The sequence below is a fragment of the Streptomyces bottropensis ATCC 25435 genome, from assembly GCF_000383595.1.
Classification (GTDB): Bacteria; Actinomycetota; Actinomycetes; order Streptomycetales; family Streptomycetaceae; genus Streptomyces; species Streptomyces bottropensis.
Map to the genome: position 1 here is coordinate 6,010,891 of NZ_KB911581.1, position 18,192 is coordinate 6,029,082.

An 18,192-nucleotide genomic window follows, 5' to 3' on the forward strand; every position below is an offset into this window, starting at 1 on the left:
ATTCTCATGGCGGTTCCGATCAGGACCGCGGTCGCCGGGCTCTGCGCCGGGCTGGTGGCCACACTGCTCACGACCGTGCCCGCGCGGGCCGAACCGCACGACCACGCCTGGACCGTGTCCGCGACGGCGCACGCACCCCGCGCGCGGGTGTCCCTGGACTCCACCACCGGCGCCCTGAGCCTGACGGTGTCCCGCGGCGGCCGTACGGTGATCGAGCCGTCGCCCGTCGGCATCGTCACCGAACGGGCCGACCTGTCCCAGGGGCTGCGCTTCCTGCACCGCAGGGACAGGGTGATCGACGAGCGGTACCGGACGAGGGCCGGCAAGCGGCTGGAACGCCGGGCGCGGATGAACGAGAGCCGGCTGTCGTTCGCGACCACCGCCGGAGCCCGGCTCGACCTCGTCGTCCGTGCCTCCGCCGACGGCGTCGCCTACCGGTACGTCCTGCCCGCCGGGTACGGTGACGTGCTCGGCGAGACCTCCGCGTTCAGCCTTCCGGCGGACGCCACGGCCTGGCTCGGCACCTACCGGGCCGACAACGAGGGGCAGTTCGTCCAGTACACCGCCGCGAGCGCACCCACCGGCGCGTACGCGGACCAGGCGCTGTTCGCGACCGACGGCGGCTACACCCTGCTCGCCGAGTCCGACCTCACCGGCGCCTACTCCGGCGCCCGGCTCAGCCACGAGCAGGGCACGGGCACCTACCGGATCAGGCTCGCCGACGACCGGGTCGTCACCGACGGCCCCCTCGCCACCCCTTGGCGGGCCATGGTCACCGGTGACCTCGCCACCGTCACCCGCTCCACCTTCACCGACGACCTGGCCCCCGCCTCCAAGGTCCGCGACCCTTCCTGGATCCGGCCCGGCACCGCCCTGTGGACCTGGCTCGCCGGCGGCCGACCGGCCGGCCAGAGCCTCGCGGCGCAGAAGGCGTACGTCGACTACGCCGCCGAACGCGGCTGGCCCTACGAGGCCGTCGACGCGGGCTGGTACTTCAGGTCCGACGCCTGGGACACCACCGACCCGAACTGGCAGACCAACAGCTGGATGCCCGAACTCGTCGAGTACGCGCGCGCCAAGGGGGTCGGCATCATCGTCTGGATCCACCAGCGCGACCTCGACACGGCCGAGGAACGCGCCCGGTGGCTGCCCACCCTGGAACGCTGGGGCGTCAAGGGCGTCAAGATCGACTTCATGGACTCCGAGGCGCAGGCCACGCTCCGCTGGTACGACGCGATCCTCCCGGAGACCGCCGCCCACCACCTCCTGGTCAACTTCCACGGCTCCACGATCCCCAAGGGCATCCAGCGCACCTGGCCGCACGTCATGACCCTGGAAGGCGTCGCGGGCGAGGAGAAGCGCACCAACACCGCCGCCCATCTCACCACCCTGCCCTTCACCCGTAACGTCATCGGCTCCATGGACTTCACCCCCGGCGCCTTCCAGCGCGTCGGACTGCGCCCCAACTCCGACGCGGCCGAGGTGGGGCTCTCCGTCGCCTACGAGTCGGGCCTGCAGATGTTCGCGGGCACCCCCGAGTCGTACGACGCCCGCCCGCTCGCCCGTGCCTACTTCGACCAGGTCCCCGCCGCCTGGGACGACACCCGGCTCCTGGCAGGACAGCCCGGTCAGGAGGCGGTGCTCGCCCGCCGCAGCGGCGACCGCTGGTTCATCGGCGGGGTGTACGCCGGCGCGGCCCGCACCGCCGAGGTGCCGCTGTCCCTGGGCTCCGGCCGCTGGCTGGTCGAGACGGTCCGGGACGGCGCCGACGGCCTCGTCCAGGACCGCCGGGTCCTGCGCGGCGGCGACCCGCTCACCGTCGACGTCACCGCCAACGGCGGCTTCGCCGCCCTGGCCTGCCCGTGGCGCCCGGGGGTCGCCACCTGCCACCGCTGAGCAGGCGGCCTCGCCGGCGGGCGTCCGTACCCGCTCAGCCGGGGGTCAGCGTGCGGACCGGGGAGCCGGCGAGGAAGGCGGTGATGTCCTCCACCGCCTCCGTGTAGAAGGTGCGGTAGTTCCGCTCGGTGACATAGCCCAGGTGCGGGGTGGCGAGCACGTTCGGGAGGGAGCGCAGGGGGTCGTCGGCGGGAAGCGGTTCGGTCTCGAAGATGTCGAGACCGGCGCCGGCGATCCAGCCCTCGCGCAGGGCACGTTCAAGGGCGGCCCGGTCGACGATGGCGGCGCGGGAGGTGTTGACGAGGTGGGCGTGCGGGCGCATGGCACGCAGTTCCGGCTCGCCGAGCAGGCCGCGGGTGCGGTCGGACAGGACGAGGTGGACGGACACGAAGTCGCTGCGGCCGAGCAGATCCGCCTTGCCGGCGGCGAGTTCGGCTCCCGCCGCGGCCGCCCGTTCGGCGGTGAGGTTCTGGCTCCAGGCGAGGACCTCCATACCGAAAGCGGTGGCGACGCGGGCCACCCGGGTGCCGATCCTGCCCAGTCCGAGCAGACCGAGGGTGCGGCCGTGCAGGTCCTGCCCGACGGTGGACTGCCAGGGGCCGCCCGCGCGCAGCACCCGGCTCTCCACGGTGAGCCAGCGGGCCAGGCCGAGGAGGAGCGCCCAGGTCAGTTCGACGGGCGGGGTGGGGCTGCTCGCCGTCCCGCACACGACCACGCCCTGGGCCCGGGCCGCGGCGAGGTCGATGGAGGCGTTGCGCATACCGGTGGTCACCAGCAGGCGCAGCCGGGGCAGTCGGCGCAGCAGGTCGGCGTCGATGGGGGTGCGTTCCCGCATGGCCACGACGATCTCGCAGTCGGCGAGTTCGGCCACGAGCCCGTCCCGGTCGGTGATGTTCTCGCGGAGCGTGCGCACCTCGACCCGGTCGGCGAGGGGGCTCCAGTCGGCCATGTCGAGGGCGGCGCCCTGGTAGTCGTCCAGCACTGCGCAGCGGAGGGTCATACGGGCAGTCTGCCGTTCGCCGCCCGGTACGCGGGAATGTGATCCACGCGACATCACCCTTGATTCAAATTTGAATCATGCGGGACTATGGTCGACACGACGGTCACTTCAAATTTGAAGCAACGGTCGCACCGCCTTGATCCCCCGCCCCTTGGAGTCTCCCCATGCCCACCTCCCTCGGTCGCGCCTCCACCGACGCCGCCCCCCGCTACGCCAAGCAACTCGCCTCGCACTTCGGCCGGAAGATCCCCACCGAGCAGACTTCCGAAGGCGGCCACCGCCTCACCTTCGAGCAGACCGATGTCCTCCTCCAGCCCGCCGAGGACCACCTCCTGATCCGCGTGACCGCACCCGACGCGTCCGCGCTCACCTCCATCCGCGAGGTCGTGGGCAGCCACCTCGAACGCTTCGGCCAGCGCAACGAACTGTCCGTCACCTGGGAAGAGCCGTCCGAGAGCTGACGGCCGACGGCCAGCCCGGTGGCGTGTGCAGCCATGCGGCCGTGCAGTCATGCGGCCGGTGACGCGAGAGGAGAGTCGCGTCACCGGCGGTAGGGGCGGCCCTGTGCGGGCCCGGTCCCCTACGAGGGGGTGCCCGCCTTCTGCCGGGCAGGTGACAGCCGCTTGCGGATCAGTGCGAAGGCCACCACGCCCCCGGCCACCAGGGTGGACAGGACGACCTGGTCCCGGCCGCCGCCGGAGGCGGTGTCGGTGAGCATGTAGCCGAGCACGAACACGATCAGGGCGATGGTGGCCCAGGTCAGGTACGGGAACAGCCACATACGGACGACGAGCTTCTCGGGCGCCTCGGCCTGGATGATCCGGCGCATCCGCAGCTGCGAGAAGCAGATGACCAGCCAGACGAACAGGGCGATGGCGCCGGAGGAGTTGAGCAGGAACAGGAAGACGGTGTCGGGCCAGGCGTAGTTGAAGAACACCGCGACGAAGCCGAAGACGACCGAGGCGAGAATCGCGGTCTGCGGCACACCCCGGCGCTTGGTCCGGCCGAAGGCGGCGGGGGCGTCACCGCGGCGGCCGAGGGAGAAGGCCATGCGGGAGGCGGTGTAGAGGCCGGAGTTCAGACAGGACAGCACCGAGGTGAGCACGATGAAGTTCATGACCTGCCCGGCGTGCGCGATGCCCAGGGAGTCCAGGGCGGCGACGTACGAGCCGTCCTTGGTGATGGCCGGGGAGTTCCAGGGCAGCAGGGTCAGCACGACGAAGATCGAGCCGAGGTAGAACACGCCGATCCGCCAGATGACGCTGTTGGTGGCCTTGGTGACCGCGCGCTGGGGGTCCTCGGACTCCCCCGCCGCCAGGGTGACGATCTCGCTGCCCATGAAGGAGAAGACGACCATCAGCACGCCGGTGAGGATCTTGCCGGGCCCGTTGGGCAGGAAACCACCGTGCGCGGTGAGGTTGGACAGTCCCGCGGTGTCGCTGTGCGTGCCCGGCAGGATCCCGAAGACGGCCAGGAGACCGACCCCGATGAACGCGACGATCGCGACGACCTTGATCCCGGCGAACCAGAACTCGAACTCGCCGTAGGAGGCGACCGAGGCGAGGTTGGAGACGGTCAGCACGATCATCACGATGAGCGCCCAGGCCCACTGGGGCACGCCCGGGATCCAGCCCTCCAGGATCTTCGCGCCGGCGGTCGCCTCCACGGCGAGCACCACGACCCAGAAGAACCAGTACAGCCAGCCGATGGAGAACCCGGCCCAGCGGCCGAGCGCGCGGTCGGCGTAGGCGGAGAAGGAGCCGGAGGTCGGGTTCGCGGCGGCCATCTCACCCAGCATGCGCATCACGAGCACGACCAGGGCGCCCACGAGTGCGTACGACACGAGGATGCCGGGTCCCGCGGCGGCGATGCCCGAGCCGGAACCGACGAACAGGCCCGCGCCGATCACGCCGCCGATGGCGATCATCGACAGGTGACGGTTCTTCAGCCCGGCCTGCAGGCCGGATTCCGCTGGGGTGCTTTCGGTGGTGGTCACCGTATCGGGAGCGGGGGCAGGGGGACGTGTTGTCATTTCTACATCCAGGGGACTGGCGGGGAATGTGGATGATTCCGGCGATGTCCGACGGAGTCGGCCGTCTGGACCCGCCGGACGCGCCGGGCGCGACATGCGGGGTTGCCGGGTCGGCGGCGGGGTCGCGGGTGGCGATCACGGTCGCGGGGAAGGCATGGTGGATCACGACCGCCGGTCGGCGTCCGTCGTGTCGGCCGCCCGATGACGCTCAGGAAAATAGTTCACGGCGATCAAAAAAAACAAGAGGCCCAGCTGCCCGGCGACGGCTCCCACGCGCCGCGCTCCGGGGCACCGACGTCTCGCGGACGCCGCCGTCACCTCACCCCGCGGACCGCGCGACGAGGCACGAATCCCCTGCTCAGGGGCGTGACACCCCGGCCACCGACCCACCCCCTCCCCCGCCCGCGAACCGGGCGCGGCCAGGTCTTGTTTAACTGTTCACCTTGCTCTAATTTTTCTCCATCGCGGCTCCTCCGTACCGGCGCGACAGCCGCGCCACGCCGTGGCCCGGCTGTCCCCGGGCCGTCACGGACCGCTTCGGGGGAGTTCCCTCCGGCGATCCCCGCACCCTGGGAGTCCTGTGCACCACACCCGCGCGAGCCCGCTTCCCGATGGGCGAACGCCGAGAAGCCGACCCGCAGCACCTGCGGGCCGGAGACCGGGCGCCGGGACACCGGCCGCCCGGACGCCGGTCGCCGTGCGACCGCGCCCGCCTCCGCCCCCACCTCCGCCCCCGCCGCGGCCCGGCGCGCCGGGTCGCGTGCCTCACGGGCCGGGGCCGCGTTCAGCAGGCCGTTAGGGTGGCGTCGTGGTGAATGCAGCGGGCAAGTTCGGGCCGTACAACCAGCCGGGCCCGGCTCGGACGACGTCGGTCACCGGCGTGGGACACGCCCGCGCCCTGCCCGGCGGGGGCCAGAACGGATCCGATCTCGTCCGGTCACGCATCGCCCTGCGGGTCCGCCTGCGCTCCGTACGGCCCGGGGACCGGCTCCCCGACACCGGGGTCCTGGCCGAGGAACTGGGGATCAGCGAGATCACCGTCCGGCGGGCGCTGGAGGGCATGTGCCAGGACGGCCTGCTGGACCGCCGACGCGGACGTGCGGGCGGCACCTTCGTCGCGCAGGAGTGGGACACCGTCGTCGCCGTGATGCACGACGCCCAGGAGGCAGCCGCACTCGACGCCTTCCATCTGCTGCTCGAATGCGGCCTCGTGGCCCACGGTTCGGGAGAGGTGCCGGGCGAACGGCTGGAGGGGCTCCGGGCGTTGGTCGAGGAGACGGAACTGACCGACGATCCGGCACACCTGGCCGAGTTGGAGACCCGCTTCCACCTGGACCTCGCGGAGACGCTCGGCGGTGCCGGAATGCGCGAGTTCGCCGCCGATCTGCTCGGCCGGCTCTGCCTGCTGCTGCCCCTGCCGCACCCCGCGGTGGTACGGGCGCAGAACCGGTGCCACGCCGAGCTGCTCACCGAACTGGGCCGGGGCGCGACCGACCCGGCCGTACAGGCGGTGAAGGGACACCAGCGTTCCCGGCACGGCTGACGCCGGGTCGTGCCGGTCCGACCGTCGAGAACCCGCGCCGGTAGTCGGAGCGGCACCCATCAGGCCACCACCGCACAAGGAGTTGCCGCCATGCCCGACCCCGGAGCAGGCAAGCCGTCCCCGCCGGGTCCCGTCGGCGACGCGCCGCAGCGGCTGCGTGGCGGCGTCCTCGGCATGGCGGACATCGCCGCCGCCACGATGGCCAACGTCGGCCCGGCGATGAGCTTCTTCTTCGGTTTCGCCTTCCTGGCCGGCACCGCGGGGGTGGCCTCACCCCTGACCATCGTCGCCGCGGGCATCGCGGTCGCGCTGCTCGGCAACACGCTGGCCGAGTTCTCCCGGGCGCACCCGTCGGCGGGCAGCTTCACCACCTTCGTGGGCAAGACCTTCGGACCGGTGAGCGCGGTGACCACGGCGCTGCTGGCGGGAGTGGGCTACATCATCGCGATGGCCTCCGTGATCGCCATCTCCGGCGGGTTCGTGCAGATCACCCTGCACCACTACACCGGCGTGGACCTGCCGTGGATCCTCTGGACCCTGCTGCTCACCGGACTGGCCGTGGGGCTGATGCTGCGCGGGATCGTGGTCTCCACCAAGTGGGCCGGCTACTTCTTCGGCGTCGAGATGCTGGTCCTGGCCGTGGTCTCGATCGCGGCACTCGTGGAACACCGCGGCTCTCTTTCCCTCGATCCGTTCCTGCCCAGCCACATCAGCAACGGTTTCAGAGGCCTGGCGGCCGGTTTCCCCCTGGCGGTGTACCTGTTCGTCGGCTGGGAGAACTCGGCCGCGCTCGCCGAGGAGACGGAGAACCCGCGACGCAACGTCGGCCGCGCGGTGTTCTCCTCCGTCGCGATCATGACGGTGAGCTACGTCGTCTTCGCCTACGCCACCGTGACCGGCTTCGGATACGACCTGGACCGGCTCGGGGCCTCCCCGATCCCCTTCGTCGAGGTGGCCCAGCACACCCTCGGCGCACTGGCGTTCCTCACCTACCTGGGCGGTCTGACCTCCACGCTCGGCGTGCTGATCGCCGGCATCAACTCCCAGGCCCGCCTGGTGTTCAACGCCGGACGCGAAGGGCTGCTCCCGTCCTTCTTCGGCTACGTGCACCCCACCCGCCGTACACCGAACAACGCGATCGTCACCTTCGCCGCCACGGCCCTGCTGATCATCGGCGGCTGGGGCCTCGGCCATCTGCTGGGATCCGGCGGCGGACCGATGAACCCGGTGGTCTTCTTCACCGAGTCCTCGACGCTCGGCACCATCCTGATCCTGCTGGTCTACCTCGCCTCCAACATCGCCCTGCCGCTGTACTACCGCAGATACCGGCCGCAGGAGTTCCGGGTGGTCCGGCACCTCGTCCTGCCCGCGCTCGGCACCCTGGCCATCCTGGTCCCGCTCTACTACCTCGCCAAGCCGGGCCAGCCCGCCCCGTACAACTGGTTCCCCTACGCGGCACTGGCCGCCCTGCTCGCCGCCGTCGGCTACGCGGCCCTCCTGGTCCGCCGTGACCCGACCCTCGCCGACCGCGTCGGTTCCGTGGTCGCGGACGCGGACTGAAGCGCGGGGTCACAGCTCCACGGCAGCCCTTGGAAGGGGCTTGTGCAAAACGTTTTGGATCCTTAACGTCCGGTTCGAACGGAAGGATCCACATGACGCACCGACTGATCGTGACGTCCTGCTCGGTGCTTGTGACGCCCGCGCAGGGTCCCTGTCGAGTGGAGACCGACCAGGACATCCTGGTCGAGGACGGAGTGATCGCCTGGCTGGGTCCGGCGGGGTCCGGACCGGAGGCGGCGGGGGCCGAGACCGTCGACGGCACGGGACTGCTCGCCGTACCCGGGCTGGTGAACGCCCACACGCACGGCCCGATGACGCTGATGCGCGGCGCCGCCGAGGACGTGAGCGTGGAGGCCTGGTTCAACGAGCGGGTGTGGCCCATGGAGGTCAACCTCACCCCCGCCGACATCGGCCTCGGTGCGGAGCTGGCCTGCGCGGAGATGCTGCTCAGCGGCGTGACCACCTTCGCCGACCACTACTTCCACGCCGATCGGATCGCCGACGCCGTCGTACGGACCGGGATCCGGGCCGACCTCGCGCCGACCTTCTTCAGCAGCCGGGGACGCGCGGCCCTGGAGGAGAGCGCCGAGACCGCCGTAGCCCTGCACGGCACGGGTGGCGGACGGGTCACGGCGTCGCTGGGCCCGCACGCGCCTTACACCGTCGACGACGCGGACCTGGCCCGGCTGGCGGAGCTGGCCAAGGGGGCGGGCCTGCGCATCCACATCCACGCAGCCGAGCACCTGGAGCAGACCGAGTCGTCTCTCGCCCGGCGCGGCATCACGCCCATCGGGGTGCTGGAGCGGACCGGGGTGCTGGACGCGGGCGCGCTGATCGCGCACGGCTGCGGGATCGTCCCCGAGGACCTGGCGACGCTGGCGGCGCACCGGGGCCGTACGGGCGTGGCCTGCTGTCCGAAGGTGTATCTGAAGCACGCGCTGCGTCCGCTCACCCCGGTACGGAGCCTGCTGGACGCCGGTGTCGCCGTCGGGGCCGGGACGGACGGGGCCGCCGGGCACAACACGCTGGACGTGTGGGAGGCGATGCGGCTGATCGCGCTCACCCAGAAGCAGGCCGAACGGGACGCCACCTGGATGACGGTCTCCGACACCGTCCGGCTGGCCACGCGCGGTGGGGCACGGGCGCTCGGCCTCGGGGACCGGATCGGCACGCTGGAACCGGGCCGGGCCGCGGACATCGTGCTGGTCGACCTGGGCGGAGCGCACTGCCGGCCGGTGCACGACCCGGTGGCGGCCCTGGTCTACAGCGCCCGGGCGAGCGATGTGCGCACGGTCGTGGTGGACGGGCGGGTCGTCGTGCGGGACGGCCGGCTGCTGACGGTGGACCTGCCGGCGCTGCTGGCCGAGATCGAGGGACGCGTGCCCGCGCTCCTCGACACCTCGCACGGCAGGGCGGTGCAGCACTATGACCCCTGAACGGGACGAGGACGCGGGCCGCCGCCGGTTGCGGCGGCCCGCGTCGATCAAGGACGTGGCTGCCGCCGCCCGGGTCAGCCCGACCACGGTGTCCCATGTGCTCAGCGGCAACCGGCCGGTCGCGGAGGAGACCGCCGAGCGGGTCCGCTCGGTCGTCAGCAGGCTGGGCTACGTCCCGGCCTCCACGGCGCGCAACCTCCAGGCCGGTTCGACCAACGTCATAGGGCTGCTGGTGCCCGACATCACCAACCAGTTCTTCGCCGAACTCGCCAAGGGCGTCGACGACGCCGCCCACGACCTGGGCTACGGCGTCATCCTCTGCAACACCGAGTTCGACCCCGACCGCGAGGACCGCTATCTGGAGATGCTCCGCGGCCGGTTCATCGACGGCATGGTGTACGCCTCCGGCTCGCCGCCCTCCCGCGGCCGGCTGGCGTCGCTGCTCGGGCGGTTCCCCATCGCCCTGGCCGACGAGGTCGTCCCCGGGCTGCTGGAGCAGACCATCCTGGTCACCGCCGACCACCGCGCCGGCGGCCGGCTGATCGGAGAGCACCTGCGGGAGCTGGGCCACCGCCGGGTGCTGGCGATCAGCGGGCCGGTGGACCTGGTCAGCAGCCTGGAGCGGATCGCCGGTTTCCGGGAGGCGTTCGGCGACGCGGGCGTCACCGAGGTCGAGGGCGCGTTCGTCGAACGGTCCGGTTACGACGTGGTCGCCGCGGCCCTGGACGGCGGCGGCCCGTGTCGCTTCACCGCGGTGTTCGCCGCCAACGACCTGATGGCGCTCGGCGCGGTCGCCGCCCTGGAGGACGCGGGCCTGAGCGTCCCCGGCGACGTCTCGGTGGCGGGCTTCGACGACATCATGCTCGCCTCCCGGGTCCACCCCCGCCTCACCACCGTCCACCAGCCCGCCTACGACGTCGGCCGCACCGCCGGCGCCCAACTCCTCAGCTACGTCCACCGTGACGAGGTGCCCCCCGCCTCCCGGCACATCCTGCCGGTCCGGCTGAAGGTCCGCGCCAGTACGGCGCCCGTGCGCCCGACCCGCTGACCCGGGGCACCGCCGCCCCCATCACCTCAACACCCCGCACCTCTTGTGAAAGGCCGTACAGCGATGCCCCATGTCCTCGTCGTGGGTGAGTCCTGGTTCACCCACTCCGTCCACCAGAAGGGGTTCGACTCCTTCTTCACCTCCGAGTACGTCGAGGGCGCCCAGGTCTTCCTCGACGCGCTGCGCGACCGCGGCCACACGGTGACCTACGTCCCGGCGCATGAGATAGCGAGCAGAGTGCCCGCCACCACCGAGGGACTGGACGCCTACGACGTCGTCGTGATCAGCGACGTCGGGGCCAACAGCTTCCAGCTCACCCCGCAGACCTTCGCCCACTCCGTCCCCGCCCCGGACCGCACGGAACTGCTGCGGGCCTACGTCGAACGCGGCGGCGGCCTGCTGATGGTCGGGGGCTACCTCACCTTCACCGGCATCGACGCCAAGGCCCGCTGGGGCCGCACCCCGCTGGCCGCCGCGCTGCCGGTCACCCTGCACGACCGGGACGACCGGGTGGAACTGCCCGCAGGCGCCGCACCCCGGGTTCTCGGCCGACACCCGGTGGTCGACGGGCTGGACGCGACCTGGCCGGACCTGCTCGGCCTCAACGAGGTGGCGGTACGGGACAGCGCGGACCTGCTCGTCGAGTGCGCGGGTCATCCGCTGCTGGCGGTGGGCGAGTACGGCGCGGGCAGGTCGGCGGCCTTCACGTCCGACCTGGCGCCGCACTGGGCCCCGCCGGCCTTCCTGGAGTGGCGGGGCTACCCCGGGCTGTGGGACCGGCTGGTCCGCTGGCTGGCCAAGGCCCCGGCAGAGGCGGAGGTCTGATGGTCACCGCCCACATCTCGGCCGCTCCCGGCGACTTCGCGCCGGACGTGCTGATGCCCGGCGACCCGCGCCGGGCACGCCGCATCGCGGAAACGATCCTTCAGGACGCGCGGCTGGTCACCGACGTGCGCGGCATCGAAGGCTTCACCGGAACGTACCGAGGGGCTCCCCTGTCGGTACTGGCCTCGGGCATGGGCATGCCGTCCGTCACGATCTACGCGACCGAACTGTTCCGCTTCTATGGTGTGCGCCGCATCGTGCGGGTGGGCACCGCGGGCGCCCTCCCCGCCTCGGTGGGGCTGCGGGACGTCGTCGTGGCCACGACGGCCCACACCGACTCGGCGATGGGCAGCAGCCGTGTCGACGGAGTGCACCTCAGCCACGCCGCCTCCTTCGGCCTGGCCGCGGCGGCCGCACGGGCCGCCCAAGCCGGGGCCGACGCCGGGGCCCGGGCCGAAGGCGGAACCGGACCGCGCACGCATGTCGGGCCGGTGTTCACCACCGACCACTTCTATCTGGAGCGGCCGGCGCTGTTCGAGCGGCTGGAAGCACACGGGACCCTGGCCGTCGAGATGGAGGCCGCGGGCCTGTACGCGACCGCCGCCGCCGAGGGCGGCCAGGCGCTCGCCGTCCTGACGGTCAGCGACCACGTGCGCCATGCGCAGGCGCTCACCCCGGCCGAGCGGGAGACCGACTTCGACAGGGCCGTCACCATCGCGGCCACCTCGCTGCTCCCGGAAACAAACTCCTGACGCGAGAGAACACAAAGACCCATAGCCAAAACGTTTTGCATTGCATAGCTTTCGGCCAATGGACAACCCCCACAGAGAAGCACGTACAGGATCTTGAACAGAAAGAGAATCGATCGATGAACAAGATCAGAATTCTGGGAGGCGTCGCGGCGCTCTCCCTCACCCTCGCCGCATGCGGCGCCTCGACGGACACCGACTCCGCCCGGTCCGGAGATTCCGGCAAGCCGAGAATCAAGTTCGTCATCAACGGAAACCTCGGCGACCGCTCCTTCTTCGACTCCGCGTACGCGGGCCTGAAGAAGACGGAGAAGGACCTCGGTTACAGCCTGAAGGTCGTCGAGCTGGGCAGCGACCGCACGAAGTGGGCCTCCGGCTTCGAGGACGCCGCCGCGGGCGACGACTACGACGTGCTCGCGGCGGGCACCGTGGACACGGTCGACCTCGTCTCCGAACTGGCTCCGGAATACCCCGACAAGAAGTTCTGGCTCTTCGACGGTTCCGTCGACTACACGGGCAAGAGCGGCTGTTCCAACAAGTGCGCGAATGTCTACTCGGTCACCTTCAAGCAGAACGAGGCCGCCTATCTCGCCGGATTCCTCGCCGACAGACTCGTCGCCGACAAGTCCCTTCCCGGCAGCACCGAAAAAAACGGGAAGGTGGGCGTAATCGGCGGAGTGAAGATACCCGTCATCGAGGACTTCGTCGTCGGCTTCAAGGCGGGCTTCGAGGCGGCGGGCGGAAATCCGTCCTCGGGTGTTCTCGTGCAGTACGTCGGCGGCGACAACCCGTTCGGCGACCCCGCCAAGGGCAAGCAGATCGCCTCGGCGATGTACGGGCAGGGCGCCGAACTGGTGTGGCCCGTCGCCGGATCCTCCGGGCTCGGCGTGTTCGAGTCGGCCGTGGCCGCCAAGCGGTACGCCTTCGGCGTCGACTCCGACCAGTACAGGACGCTCACCGACGCCGACCAGCGCCAGACGGTCGTCACCTCCATCCTCAAGAACGCCGGCAACGCGCTCTACCTGGCGGCCAAGGCGAACAAGGCGGGCACGCTCGCCTACGGGAAGCCCGCCGCCGTGGGCCTCGCCGAGGACGGCGTGGGCTACGTGGAGAACGCCAACTTCGACAAGCTCGTCCCCGCCGCCGTACGCGCCGAACTCAAGGCGCAGGCCGCGAAGGTCAAGTCCGGTGCCGTCAAGGTCCCTTCGGCCTTCTGACCTCCGAGGAACACTGGTGGAACCCATCGAGGAAACCGACGCGACCGTGCACCGGCCCGCGGAACAGGCCACGTCCGCCCCGCCCGCCCTGGCGGCCACGGGTCTGGGCAAGACCTACCCCAACGGCACCCGCGCCGTGATCGACGTCGACCTGTCGGTGCCCGTCGGCGAGATCAGGGCCATCGTCGGGCAGAACGGCGCCGGCAAGTCGACACTGATGAAGCTGCTGTACGGGCTGGAGCAGCCGTCGGCCGGGCAGCTCAGCGTGCACGGCCGGCCGGTCAGGTTCTCCCGGCCGCAGGACGCCATCGCCCTCGGGGTGGGGATGGTCCACCAGAACCTCATGCTGGTGCCGTCGTTCACCATCGCCGAGAACGTCGTCCTCGGCGTCGAACCGGGCCGGGCCGGCCGCGTCGACCGGGTGGCCGCCGCCGAACGTACCGCCGCGCTGGCCGAGGAGGCGGGGCTCGCCGTCGACCCGGAGGCCAGGGTCGACGCGGTGTCGGTGGGAATGCGCCAGCGCGCCGAGATCCTCAAGGCCCTGCACCGCGGCGCCCGCATCCTGATCCTCGACGAACCCACCGCCGTGCTCACCCCCCAGGAGACCACCGACCTGTTCGGCGCGGTCCGCAGACTGCGCGACGCGGGCATGACCGTGCTGTTCATCTCGCACAAGCTCAAGGAGGTACGGCAGATCAGCGACCGCGTGACCGTCATGCGCGCCGGGTCGATGGTCGCGACCGTGCGCACCGAGGAGGCGACCCCGGCGCAGCTGGCGTCCATGATGGTCGGCCGGGAGATGTCCCTCGACGTGACGAAGCCTCCGGCCCGGCCCGGGGCGGGAGTGCTGCGGGTACGGGGGCTCTCCGGACCCTCGGTGCACGACGTGTCCCTCGACATCGCGGCCGGAGAGATCGTCGGTCTCGCGGGTGTCGAGGGCAACGGCCAGACCGAACTCGTCGAACTGCTCGCCGGACTGCGCCGGCCCACCGCCGGAACGGTCACCGTGGACGGCACCGACGTCACCCACCTCGACGCGGCCGGCCACCGCCGGGCCGGTGTCGCCCATGTGCCCGAGGACCGGCTGTCGAACGGGGCGGCCCTGGACCGCTCCATCGCCGACAACCTGATCGTCGACCGTCACGACCGGCCCCCCGTCGCCCGGCGCGGCATCCTGCGCACCCGCCGCATCCGTGAACTGGCGGAGGACCTGATCGGCCGGTACGCGATCCGCGCCCCGCATCCCGACGCGACGGCCGGTTCCCTGTCCGGCGGCAACCTGCAGAAGGTCGTCGTCGCCCGCGAACTGTCCGCCCGGCCACGCCTGCTGCTCGCCGCACAGCTGACCCGGGGCGTCGACATCGGCGCCATGCACTTCATGTACGAGCGGCTCGTCGAGGCCCGGGACGCGGGCGCGGCGGTGCTGCTCGTCTCCGCCGACCTCGGTGAACTGCTCGCGCTCTCCGACCGGTTGCTCGTCATCAAGGACGGCCGCCTGGTCGCCCGCTTCGACGACCCGACCGGGCTCACCGAGGAGGCCACCGGCCTGTACATGCTCGGCGTGGAGCGGCATCCCGACGAGCGGATCACGGCAGGTGTCCGATGACCTCGACCCTGGAACCCGGAACAGCCGCGGAAGCGCAGGGGCGGCCCGAGACGCGGGGACGCCGGGATTTCCTGGCCACCCGGCGCCGTACGGCCGTCGTCGAGCTGACGATGACCGTGCTGACCGTCGCCGTCGCCGTCCTCATCGCCTTCCTGGTCGTCCTGGCCTCCGGCAAGGACGCCACCGGCGCGCTGAACGCCCTGCTCACCGGCCCGCTGGAGCGCACGCCCCGGATCGGCCGCTGGCTCGCCGACGCCACCACCCTGGCGCTGCTCGGTCTGTCCGTGTCGATCCCCTTCCGGGCCCGGCAGATCAGCCTCGGCGCGGAGGGCCAGGTGTACGCCGGCGCCCTGGCCGGCGCCCTGGTGGCGATCCACCTGCATCTGCCGCCGGTCGCCGCCGTCCTGGTGCCGCTCGCCGTCGCCGCCCTCGCCGGGGGCGCGCTGGGCGCGGTCCCGGGGGTGATGAAGGCCCGCCTCGGCGCCAACGAGATCGTCGCCACCCTGATGCTGAACGCCGTCGTCGTGCGGGTCTTCGACTACCTCCTCACCGATCACATCAAGGCGCCCGACAGCAGCGCGGTGCAGTCCGCCCCGGTGCGGCCGGACTCGGCGCTGCCGTTGCTCTCGGACTTCTTCGGCGTGCCCCTGGACCGGGCGAACATCGGCCTGTTCGGGATGCTCACGGTCGCCGCGGCCGTCTGGTTCCTGCTGGCCAGGACACCGCTCGGCTACCGCATCCGGATCACCGGCTCCAACCCGGACTTCGCCCGGTACGGCGGCCTCGACGTACCGCGCACCATCGAGTGGAGCTTCGTCATCGGCGGCGCGCTCGCCGGTCTCGCCGGGGCGCACCTCGCCCTCGGCGTCTACGGCGGGCTGCAGCCCGACATGGCCGGCGGCCTGGCCTTCGAGGGCATCGTCGTCGCCCTTCTCGGGCGCAACAACCCGGTCGGCGTGGTCGCCGCCGCGCTCCTCTACTCGTATCTGCGCGTCGGCGGCGATGTGATGGAGCAGCAGACCGATGTCGGCTCCGAGGCCGTGACCATCATCCAGGCGGTCATCGTGCTGCTCGTGACCGCCCGGGCGCTGCCCGAACTCGTCAAGCGGTACCTCGCCCGAAGGGAGGCCCGCTGATGGGCCCCGTCCTCGACGTCGTGCTCAGCACCGGATTCCTCGCGGCGATCCTCGGGGTGTCCACGCCGTACGTCCTCGCCGCCCTCGGCGGTCTGCTGGCCGAGCGGGCCGGCGTGCCCAACATCGCGCTGGAGGGCTCGATGCTGACCGCCGCCTGCACGGGTGCGCTGGTCGCCGGGTACAGCGGCTCGGTGTGGGCGGGGGCCGCGTGCGGGATCGCCGGGGGCGCGCTGCTCGCGCTGCTGCTCGGCGTGCTGCACCTCTACCTCGGCGCGGACGCCATCATCGCGGGCATCGGCCTCAACCTGCTCGCGGCGGGCGCGACCGCGTACACCGTGTACGCGCTCCTCGGCGACAAGGGCGGGACCAGCAGGCTGCACAGCGGGGCACTCCCCTCGGTCCGGCTGCCGCTCATCGAGGACGTTCCCGGTCTCGGCGCGGTGCTCAGCGGGCAGAACGTGCTGACCTGGGCCGCTCTCGCCGCCGCCCCGGCGGTGGCCTGGCTGCTGTACCGGGCCCGGTTCGGTTTCCATCTGCGTGCCGTCGGCGAGCATCCCGAGGCGGCCCGTTCGGTCGGCATCCATGTGCACCGGGTCCAGTTCCGCGCCCTCGCGCTCAGCGGTGCGCTGGCCGGGGCGGCCGGAGTGTTCCTGAGCATGGGCGCGGTGTCCTTCTTCGTCACCGGTATGACCGCGGGCCGCGGCTACATCGCCCTGGCCGCCGTCTTCCTCGGCGCCCTGCGCCCCTGGGGCGTCTTCCTCGCCGCCCTCGGCTTCGGCACCGCCGAGGCCCTCGCCGTCCAGCTCGGCAACCTCGCCATCCCGTCCCAGCTGGTCTCCGCGATCCCGTACGCCTTCACCCTGTTCGCACTCGCCCTCTTCGCCTGGCGACGCCGCCGCGCGGCACGTACCGCGCCCGCGTCACCGCCCGGCCTGCCCACCCCACAACTCACGGAGACCCCATGAGCATCCGCGCCGCCCGCGCCCGGATCATCGCCGGCGCCGTCGTCCTCGCCGCGCTTCCCGCCCTCTTCGGCACCCCGGCCGCCGCCGCTCACGACAGCGGCGTACGGCTGGACTTCCTGGGCGAGCGGGAGCTGCCGAACGCGATGACCTTCCAGGGCACCACCGTCGGCGGGCTGTCCGCGATCAGTTACGACGCGAAGTCCGGCGCGTACTACCTGATCAGCGACGACCGGTCGCAGACCGGCCCCGCTCGCTTCTACACCGCCCGCGTGGATCTCACCGGCGGCGCCCTCAAAGGCGTCGAGCTCACCGGCACCCACCCCTGGCTCCGCCCGGACGGCACCACCTTCCCGCCCACCTCGACCGCCACCGCCACCGTCGCGCCCGACCCGGAGGGCATCGCCGTAGACCCGCGCGACGGCAGTCTCGCCTGGACGAGCGAGGGCGAACGCATCGTCCCGTCCGACGGCCCGGCCCTCCTCGGCGACCCCTGGATCCGCCGTGCCACCACGACCGGCACCTCCACCGGACAGCTCGCACTGCCCCCTCAACTGCACATGGACGCAAAGGAGTTCGGCCCCCGCAAGAACCAGACCCTGGAAGGGGTCACCTTCACCCCGGACGGACGGCGGATCGTCACCGCCATGGAGGACCCCCTCCACCAGGACGGCGACGACCCCACCCCCGAGCACGGCGCCCTCACCCGCATCACCGTCCACGACGCCCGCACCGGGCAGCCGCTGTCCCAGTACGCCTACCCGCTGGAGCCACTGTTCGCCGCGACCCCCGCGGGCAGCACCGACACCAACGGGGTCAGCGACCTCGTGGCGCTCGGCCACGGCCGCTTCCTGGTCCTGGAGCGCGCCTCGATCTACGCCGACAACAACTGGAAGGCCCGCATCTACCTGGTCGACCTGCACGCCGCCACCGACGTCCTTGGGCGCGACTCCCTCACCGACCCGTCCGCGCAGCCCGTCCGGCCGGTCCGCAAGACGCTCGTGACCGACCTGTCCGACGTAGCCGGGCTCTCCCGGGTCGACAACGTCGAGGGCATCACCCTCGGCCCCCGACTCCCCGACGGCCGCCGCACGGTCGTCCTGGTCTCCGACGACAATTTCGCCGCCCGCCAGGTGACCCAGTTCCTGGCCTTCGCATTCGCCTAGGCCGTTCTGGGCCGAC

Annotated in this window: 15 protein-coding genes; 13 read left to right on the top strand and 2 right to left on the bottom strand. The window is 71.8% G+C overall.

Going from position 1 to position 18,192, the window contains the following annotated elements; translation table 11 throughout:
• Nucleotides 1-6: 6 nt before the first annotated feature.
• Nucleotides 7-1,896 (top strand): glycoside hydrolase family 97 protein, encoded by a 1,890-nt coding sequence (locus STRBO_RS0126810; RefSeq protein ID WP_020115126.1) that lies wholly within the window; start codon nucleotides 7-9, stop codon nucleotides 1,894-1,896.
• Between the two features lie 34 nt (nucleotides 1,897-1,930).
• Here the strand turns inward: STRBO_RS0126810 and STRBO_RS0126815 are convergent, their stop codons facing one another.
• Nucleotides 1,931-2,896: a D-2-hydroxyacid dehydrogenase family protein gene (locus STRBO_RS0126815; RefSeq protein WP_028796864.1), complete on the bottom strand. Its 966-nt coding sequence runs from the start codon at nucleotides 2,894-2,896 to the stop codon at nucleotides 1,931-1,933.
• 164 nt (nucleotides 2,897-3,060) lie between these two features.
• Here STRBO_RS0126815 and STRBO_RS0126820 point away from each other — a divergent pair, with 164 nt between their 5' ends.
• Nucleotides 3,061-3,357 carry a DUF2218 domain-containing protein gene (locus STRBO_RS0126820; protein WP_005484184.1) on the top strand — a complete coding sequence of 99 codons (297 nt, stop codon included), beginning with the start codon at nucleotides 3,061-3,063 and terminating at the stop codon, nucleotides 3,355-3,357.
• 119 nt (nucleotides 3,358-3,476) lie between these two features.
• Here the strand turns inward: STRBO_RS0126820 and STRBO_RS0126825 are convergent, their stop codons facing one another.
• On the bottom strand, nucleotides 3,477-4,928 hold the full coding sequence (locus STRBO_RS0126825) for an amino acid permease (protein ID WP_202500368.1): 1,452 nt from the start codon (nucleotides 4,926-4,928) through the stop codon (nucleotides 3,477-3,479).
• Between the two features lie 808 nt (nucleotides 4,929-5,736).
• On the opposite strand from STRBO_RS0126825, the gene STRBO_RS0126835 reads away from it, so the two are divergent.
• From STRBO_RS0126835 to STRBO_RS0126885, 11 genes are all read left to right on the top strand, one after another.
• Nucleotides 5,737-6,471 (top strand): FadR/GntR family transcriptional regulator, encoded by a 735-nt coding sequence (locus tag STRBO_RS0126835; RefSeq protein WP_005484190.1) that lies wholly within the window; start codon nucleotides 5,737-5,739, stop codon nucleotides 6,469-6,471.
• A 90-nt stretch (nucleotides 6,472-6,561) separates the two neighbouring features.
• Nucleotides 6,562-8,031, top strand: coding sequence for an APC family permease (locus tag STRBO_RS0126840; protein WP_005484192.1), 1,470 nt, complete (start codon nucleotides 6,562-6,564; stop codon nucleotides 8,029-8,031).
• Between the two features lie 92 nt (nucleotides 8,032-8,123).
• Complete coding sequence (locus STRBO_RS0126845) at nucleotides 8,124-9,467, top strand: amidohydrolase family protein (RefSeq protein WP_005484194.1); 1,344 nt, start codon at nucleotides 8,124-8,126, stop codon at nucleotides 9,465-9,467.
• On the top strand, nucleotides 9,457-10,515 hold the full coding sequence (locus STRBO_RS0126850) for a LacI family DNA-binding transcriptional regulator (RefSeq protein ID WP_005484196.1): 1,059 nt from the start codon (nucleotides 9,457-9,459) through the stop codon (nucleotides 10,513-10,515). Before STRBO_RS0126845 ends, STRBO_RS0126850 begins: the two co-directional genes overlap by 11 nt.
• Before the next feature lie 63 nt (nucleotides 10,516-10,578).
• A complete protein-coding gene (locus tag STRBO_RS0126855; RefSeq protein WP_005484198.1) occupies nucleotides 10,579-11,340 on the top strand; it encodes a glutamine amidotransferase in 762 nt (253 codons plus the stop codon).
• Complete coding sequence (deoD, locus tag STRBO_RS0126860) at nucleotides 11,340-12,092, top strand: purine-nucleoside phosphorylase (protein WP_005484200.1); 753 nt, start codon at nucleotides 11,340-11,342, stop codon at nucleotides 12,090-12,092. The genes STRBO_RS0126855 and deoD overlap by 1 nt, the downstream gene beginning before the upstream one ends.
• A 116-nt stretch (nucleotides 12,093-12,208) precedes the next feature.
• Nucleotides 12,209-13,306, top strand: a complete 1,098-nt coding sequence (locus STRBO_RS0126865) for a BMP family lipoprotein (protein ID WP_020115128.1) — start codon at nucleotides 12,209-12,211, stop codon at nucleotides 13,304-13,306.
• Between the two features lie 16 nt (nucleotides 13,307-13,322).
• Nucleotides 13,323-14,912 carry an ABC transporter ATP-binding protein gene (locus STRBO_RS0126870; protein WP_005484206.1) on the top strand — a complete coding sequence of 530 codons (1,590 nt, stop codon included), beginning with the start codon at nucleotides 13,323-13,325 and terminating at the stop codon, nucleotides 14,910-14,912.
• Complete coding sequence (locus STRBO_RS0126875; protein ID WP_005484208.1) at nucleotides 14,909-16,048, top strand: ABC transporter permease; 1,140 nt, start codon at nucleotides 14,909-14,911, stop codon at nucleotides 16,046-16,048. The genes STRBO_RS0126870 and STRBO_RS0126875 overlap by 4 nt, the downstream gene beginning before the upstream one ends.
• Complete coding sequence (locus STRBO_RS0126880; protein ID WP_005484210.1) at nucleotides 16,048-17,013, top strand: ABC transporter permease; 966 nt, start codon at nucleotides 16,048-16,050, stop codon at nucleotides 17,011-17,013. Before STRBO_RS0126875 ends, STRBO_RS0126880 begins: the two co-directional genes overlap by 1 nt.
• Nucleotides 17,010-18,176 (top strand): esterase-like activity of phytase family protein, encoded by a 1,167-nt coding sequence (locus STRBO_RS0126885; protein ID WP_005484212.1) that lies wholly within the window; start codon nucleotides 17,010-17,012, stop codon nucleotides 18,174-18,176. The genes STRBO_RS0126880 and STRBO_RS0126885 overlap by 4 nt, the downstream gene beginning before the upstream one ends.
• Nucleotides 18,177-18,192 lie beyond the last annotated feature (16 nt).

Bases quoted from the DNA above. Each gene is read 5' to 3' on its own strand.
- STRBO_RS0126810 (WP_020115126.1), top strand. From the start codon at position 7: ATGGCGGTTCCGATCAGGACCGCGGTCGCCGGGCTCTGCGCCGGGCTG.
- STRBO_RS0126815 (WP_028796864.1), bottom strand. From the start codon at position 2,896: ATGACCCTCCGCTGCGCAGTGCTGGACGACTACCAGGGCGCCGCCCTC.
- STRBO_RS0126820 (WP_005484184.1), top strand. From the start codon at position 3,061: ATGCCCACCTCCCTCGGTCGCGCCTCCACCGACGCCGCCCCCCGCTAC.
- STRBO_RS0126825 (WP_202500368.1), bottom strand. From the start codon at position 4,928: ATGACAACACGTCCCCCTGCCCCCGCTCCCGATACGGTGACCACCACC.
- STRBO_RS0126840 (WP_005484192.1), top strand. From the start codon at position 6,562: ATGCCCGACCCCGGAGCAGGCAAGCCGTCCCCGCCGGGTCCCGTCGGC.
- STRBO_RS0126845 (WP_005484194.1), top strand. From the start codon at position 8,124: ATGACGCACCGACTGATCGTGACGTCCTGCTCGGTGCTTGTGACGCCC.
- STRBO_RS0126850 (WP_005484196.1), top strand. From the start codon at position 9,457: ATGACCCCTGAACGGGACGAGGACGCGGGCCGCCGCCGGTTGCGGCGG.
- STRBO_RS0126855 (WP_005484198.1), top strand. From the start codon at position 10,579: ATGCCCCATGTCCTCGTCGTGGGTGAGTCCTGGTTCACCCACTCCGTC.
- deoD (WP_005484200.1), top strand. From the start codon at position 11,340: ATGGTCACCGCCCACATCTCGGCCGCTCCCGGCGACTTCGCGCCGGAC.
- STRBO_RS0126865 (WP_020115128.1), top strand. From the start codon at position 12,209: ATGAACAAGATCAGAATTCTGGGAGGCGTCGCGGCGCTCTCCCTCACC.
- STRBO_RS0126875 (WP_005484208.1), top strand. From the start codon at position 14,909: ATGACCTCGACCCTGGAACCCGGAACAGCCGCGGAAGCGCAGGGGCGG.
- STRBO_RS0126880 (WP_005484210.1), top strand. From the start codon at position 16,048: ATGGGCCCCGTCCTCGACGTCGTGCTCAGCACCGGATTCCTCGCGGCG.
- STRBO_RS0126885 (WP_005484212.1), top strand. From the start codon at position 17,010: ATGAGCATCCGCGCCGCCCGCGCCCGGATCATCGCCGGCGCCGTCGTC.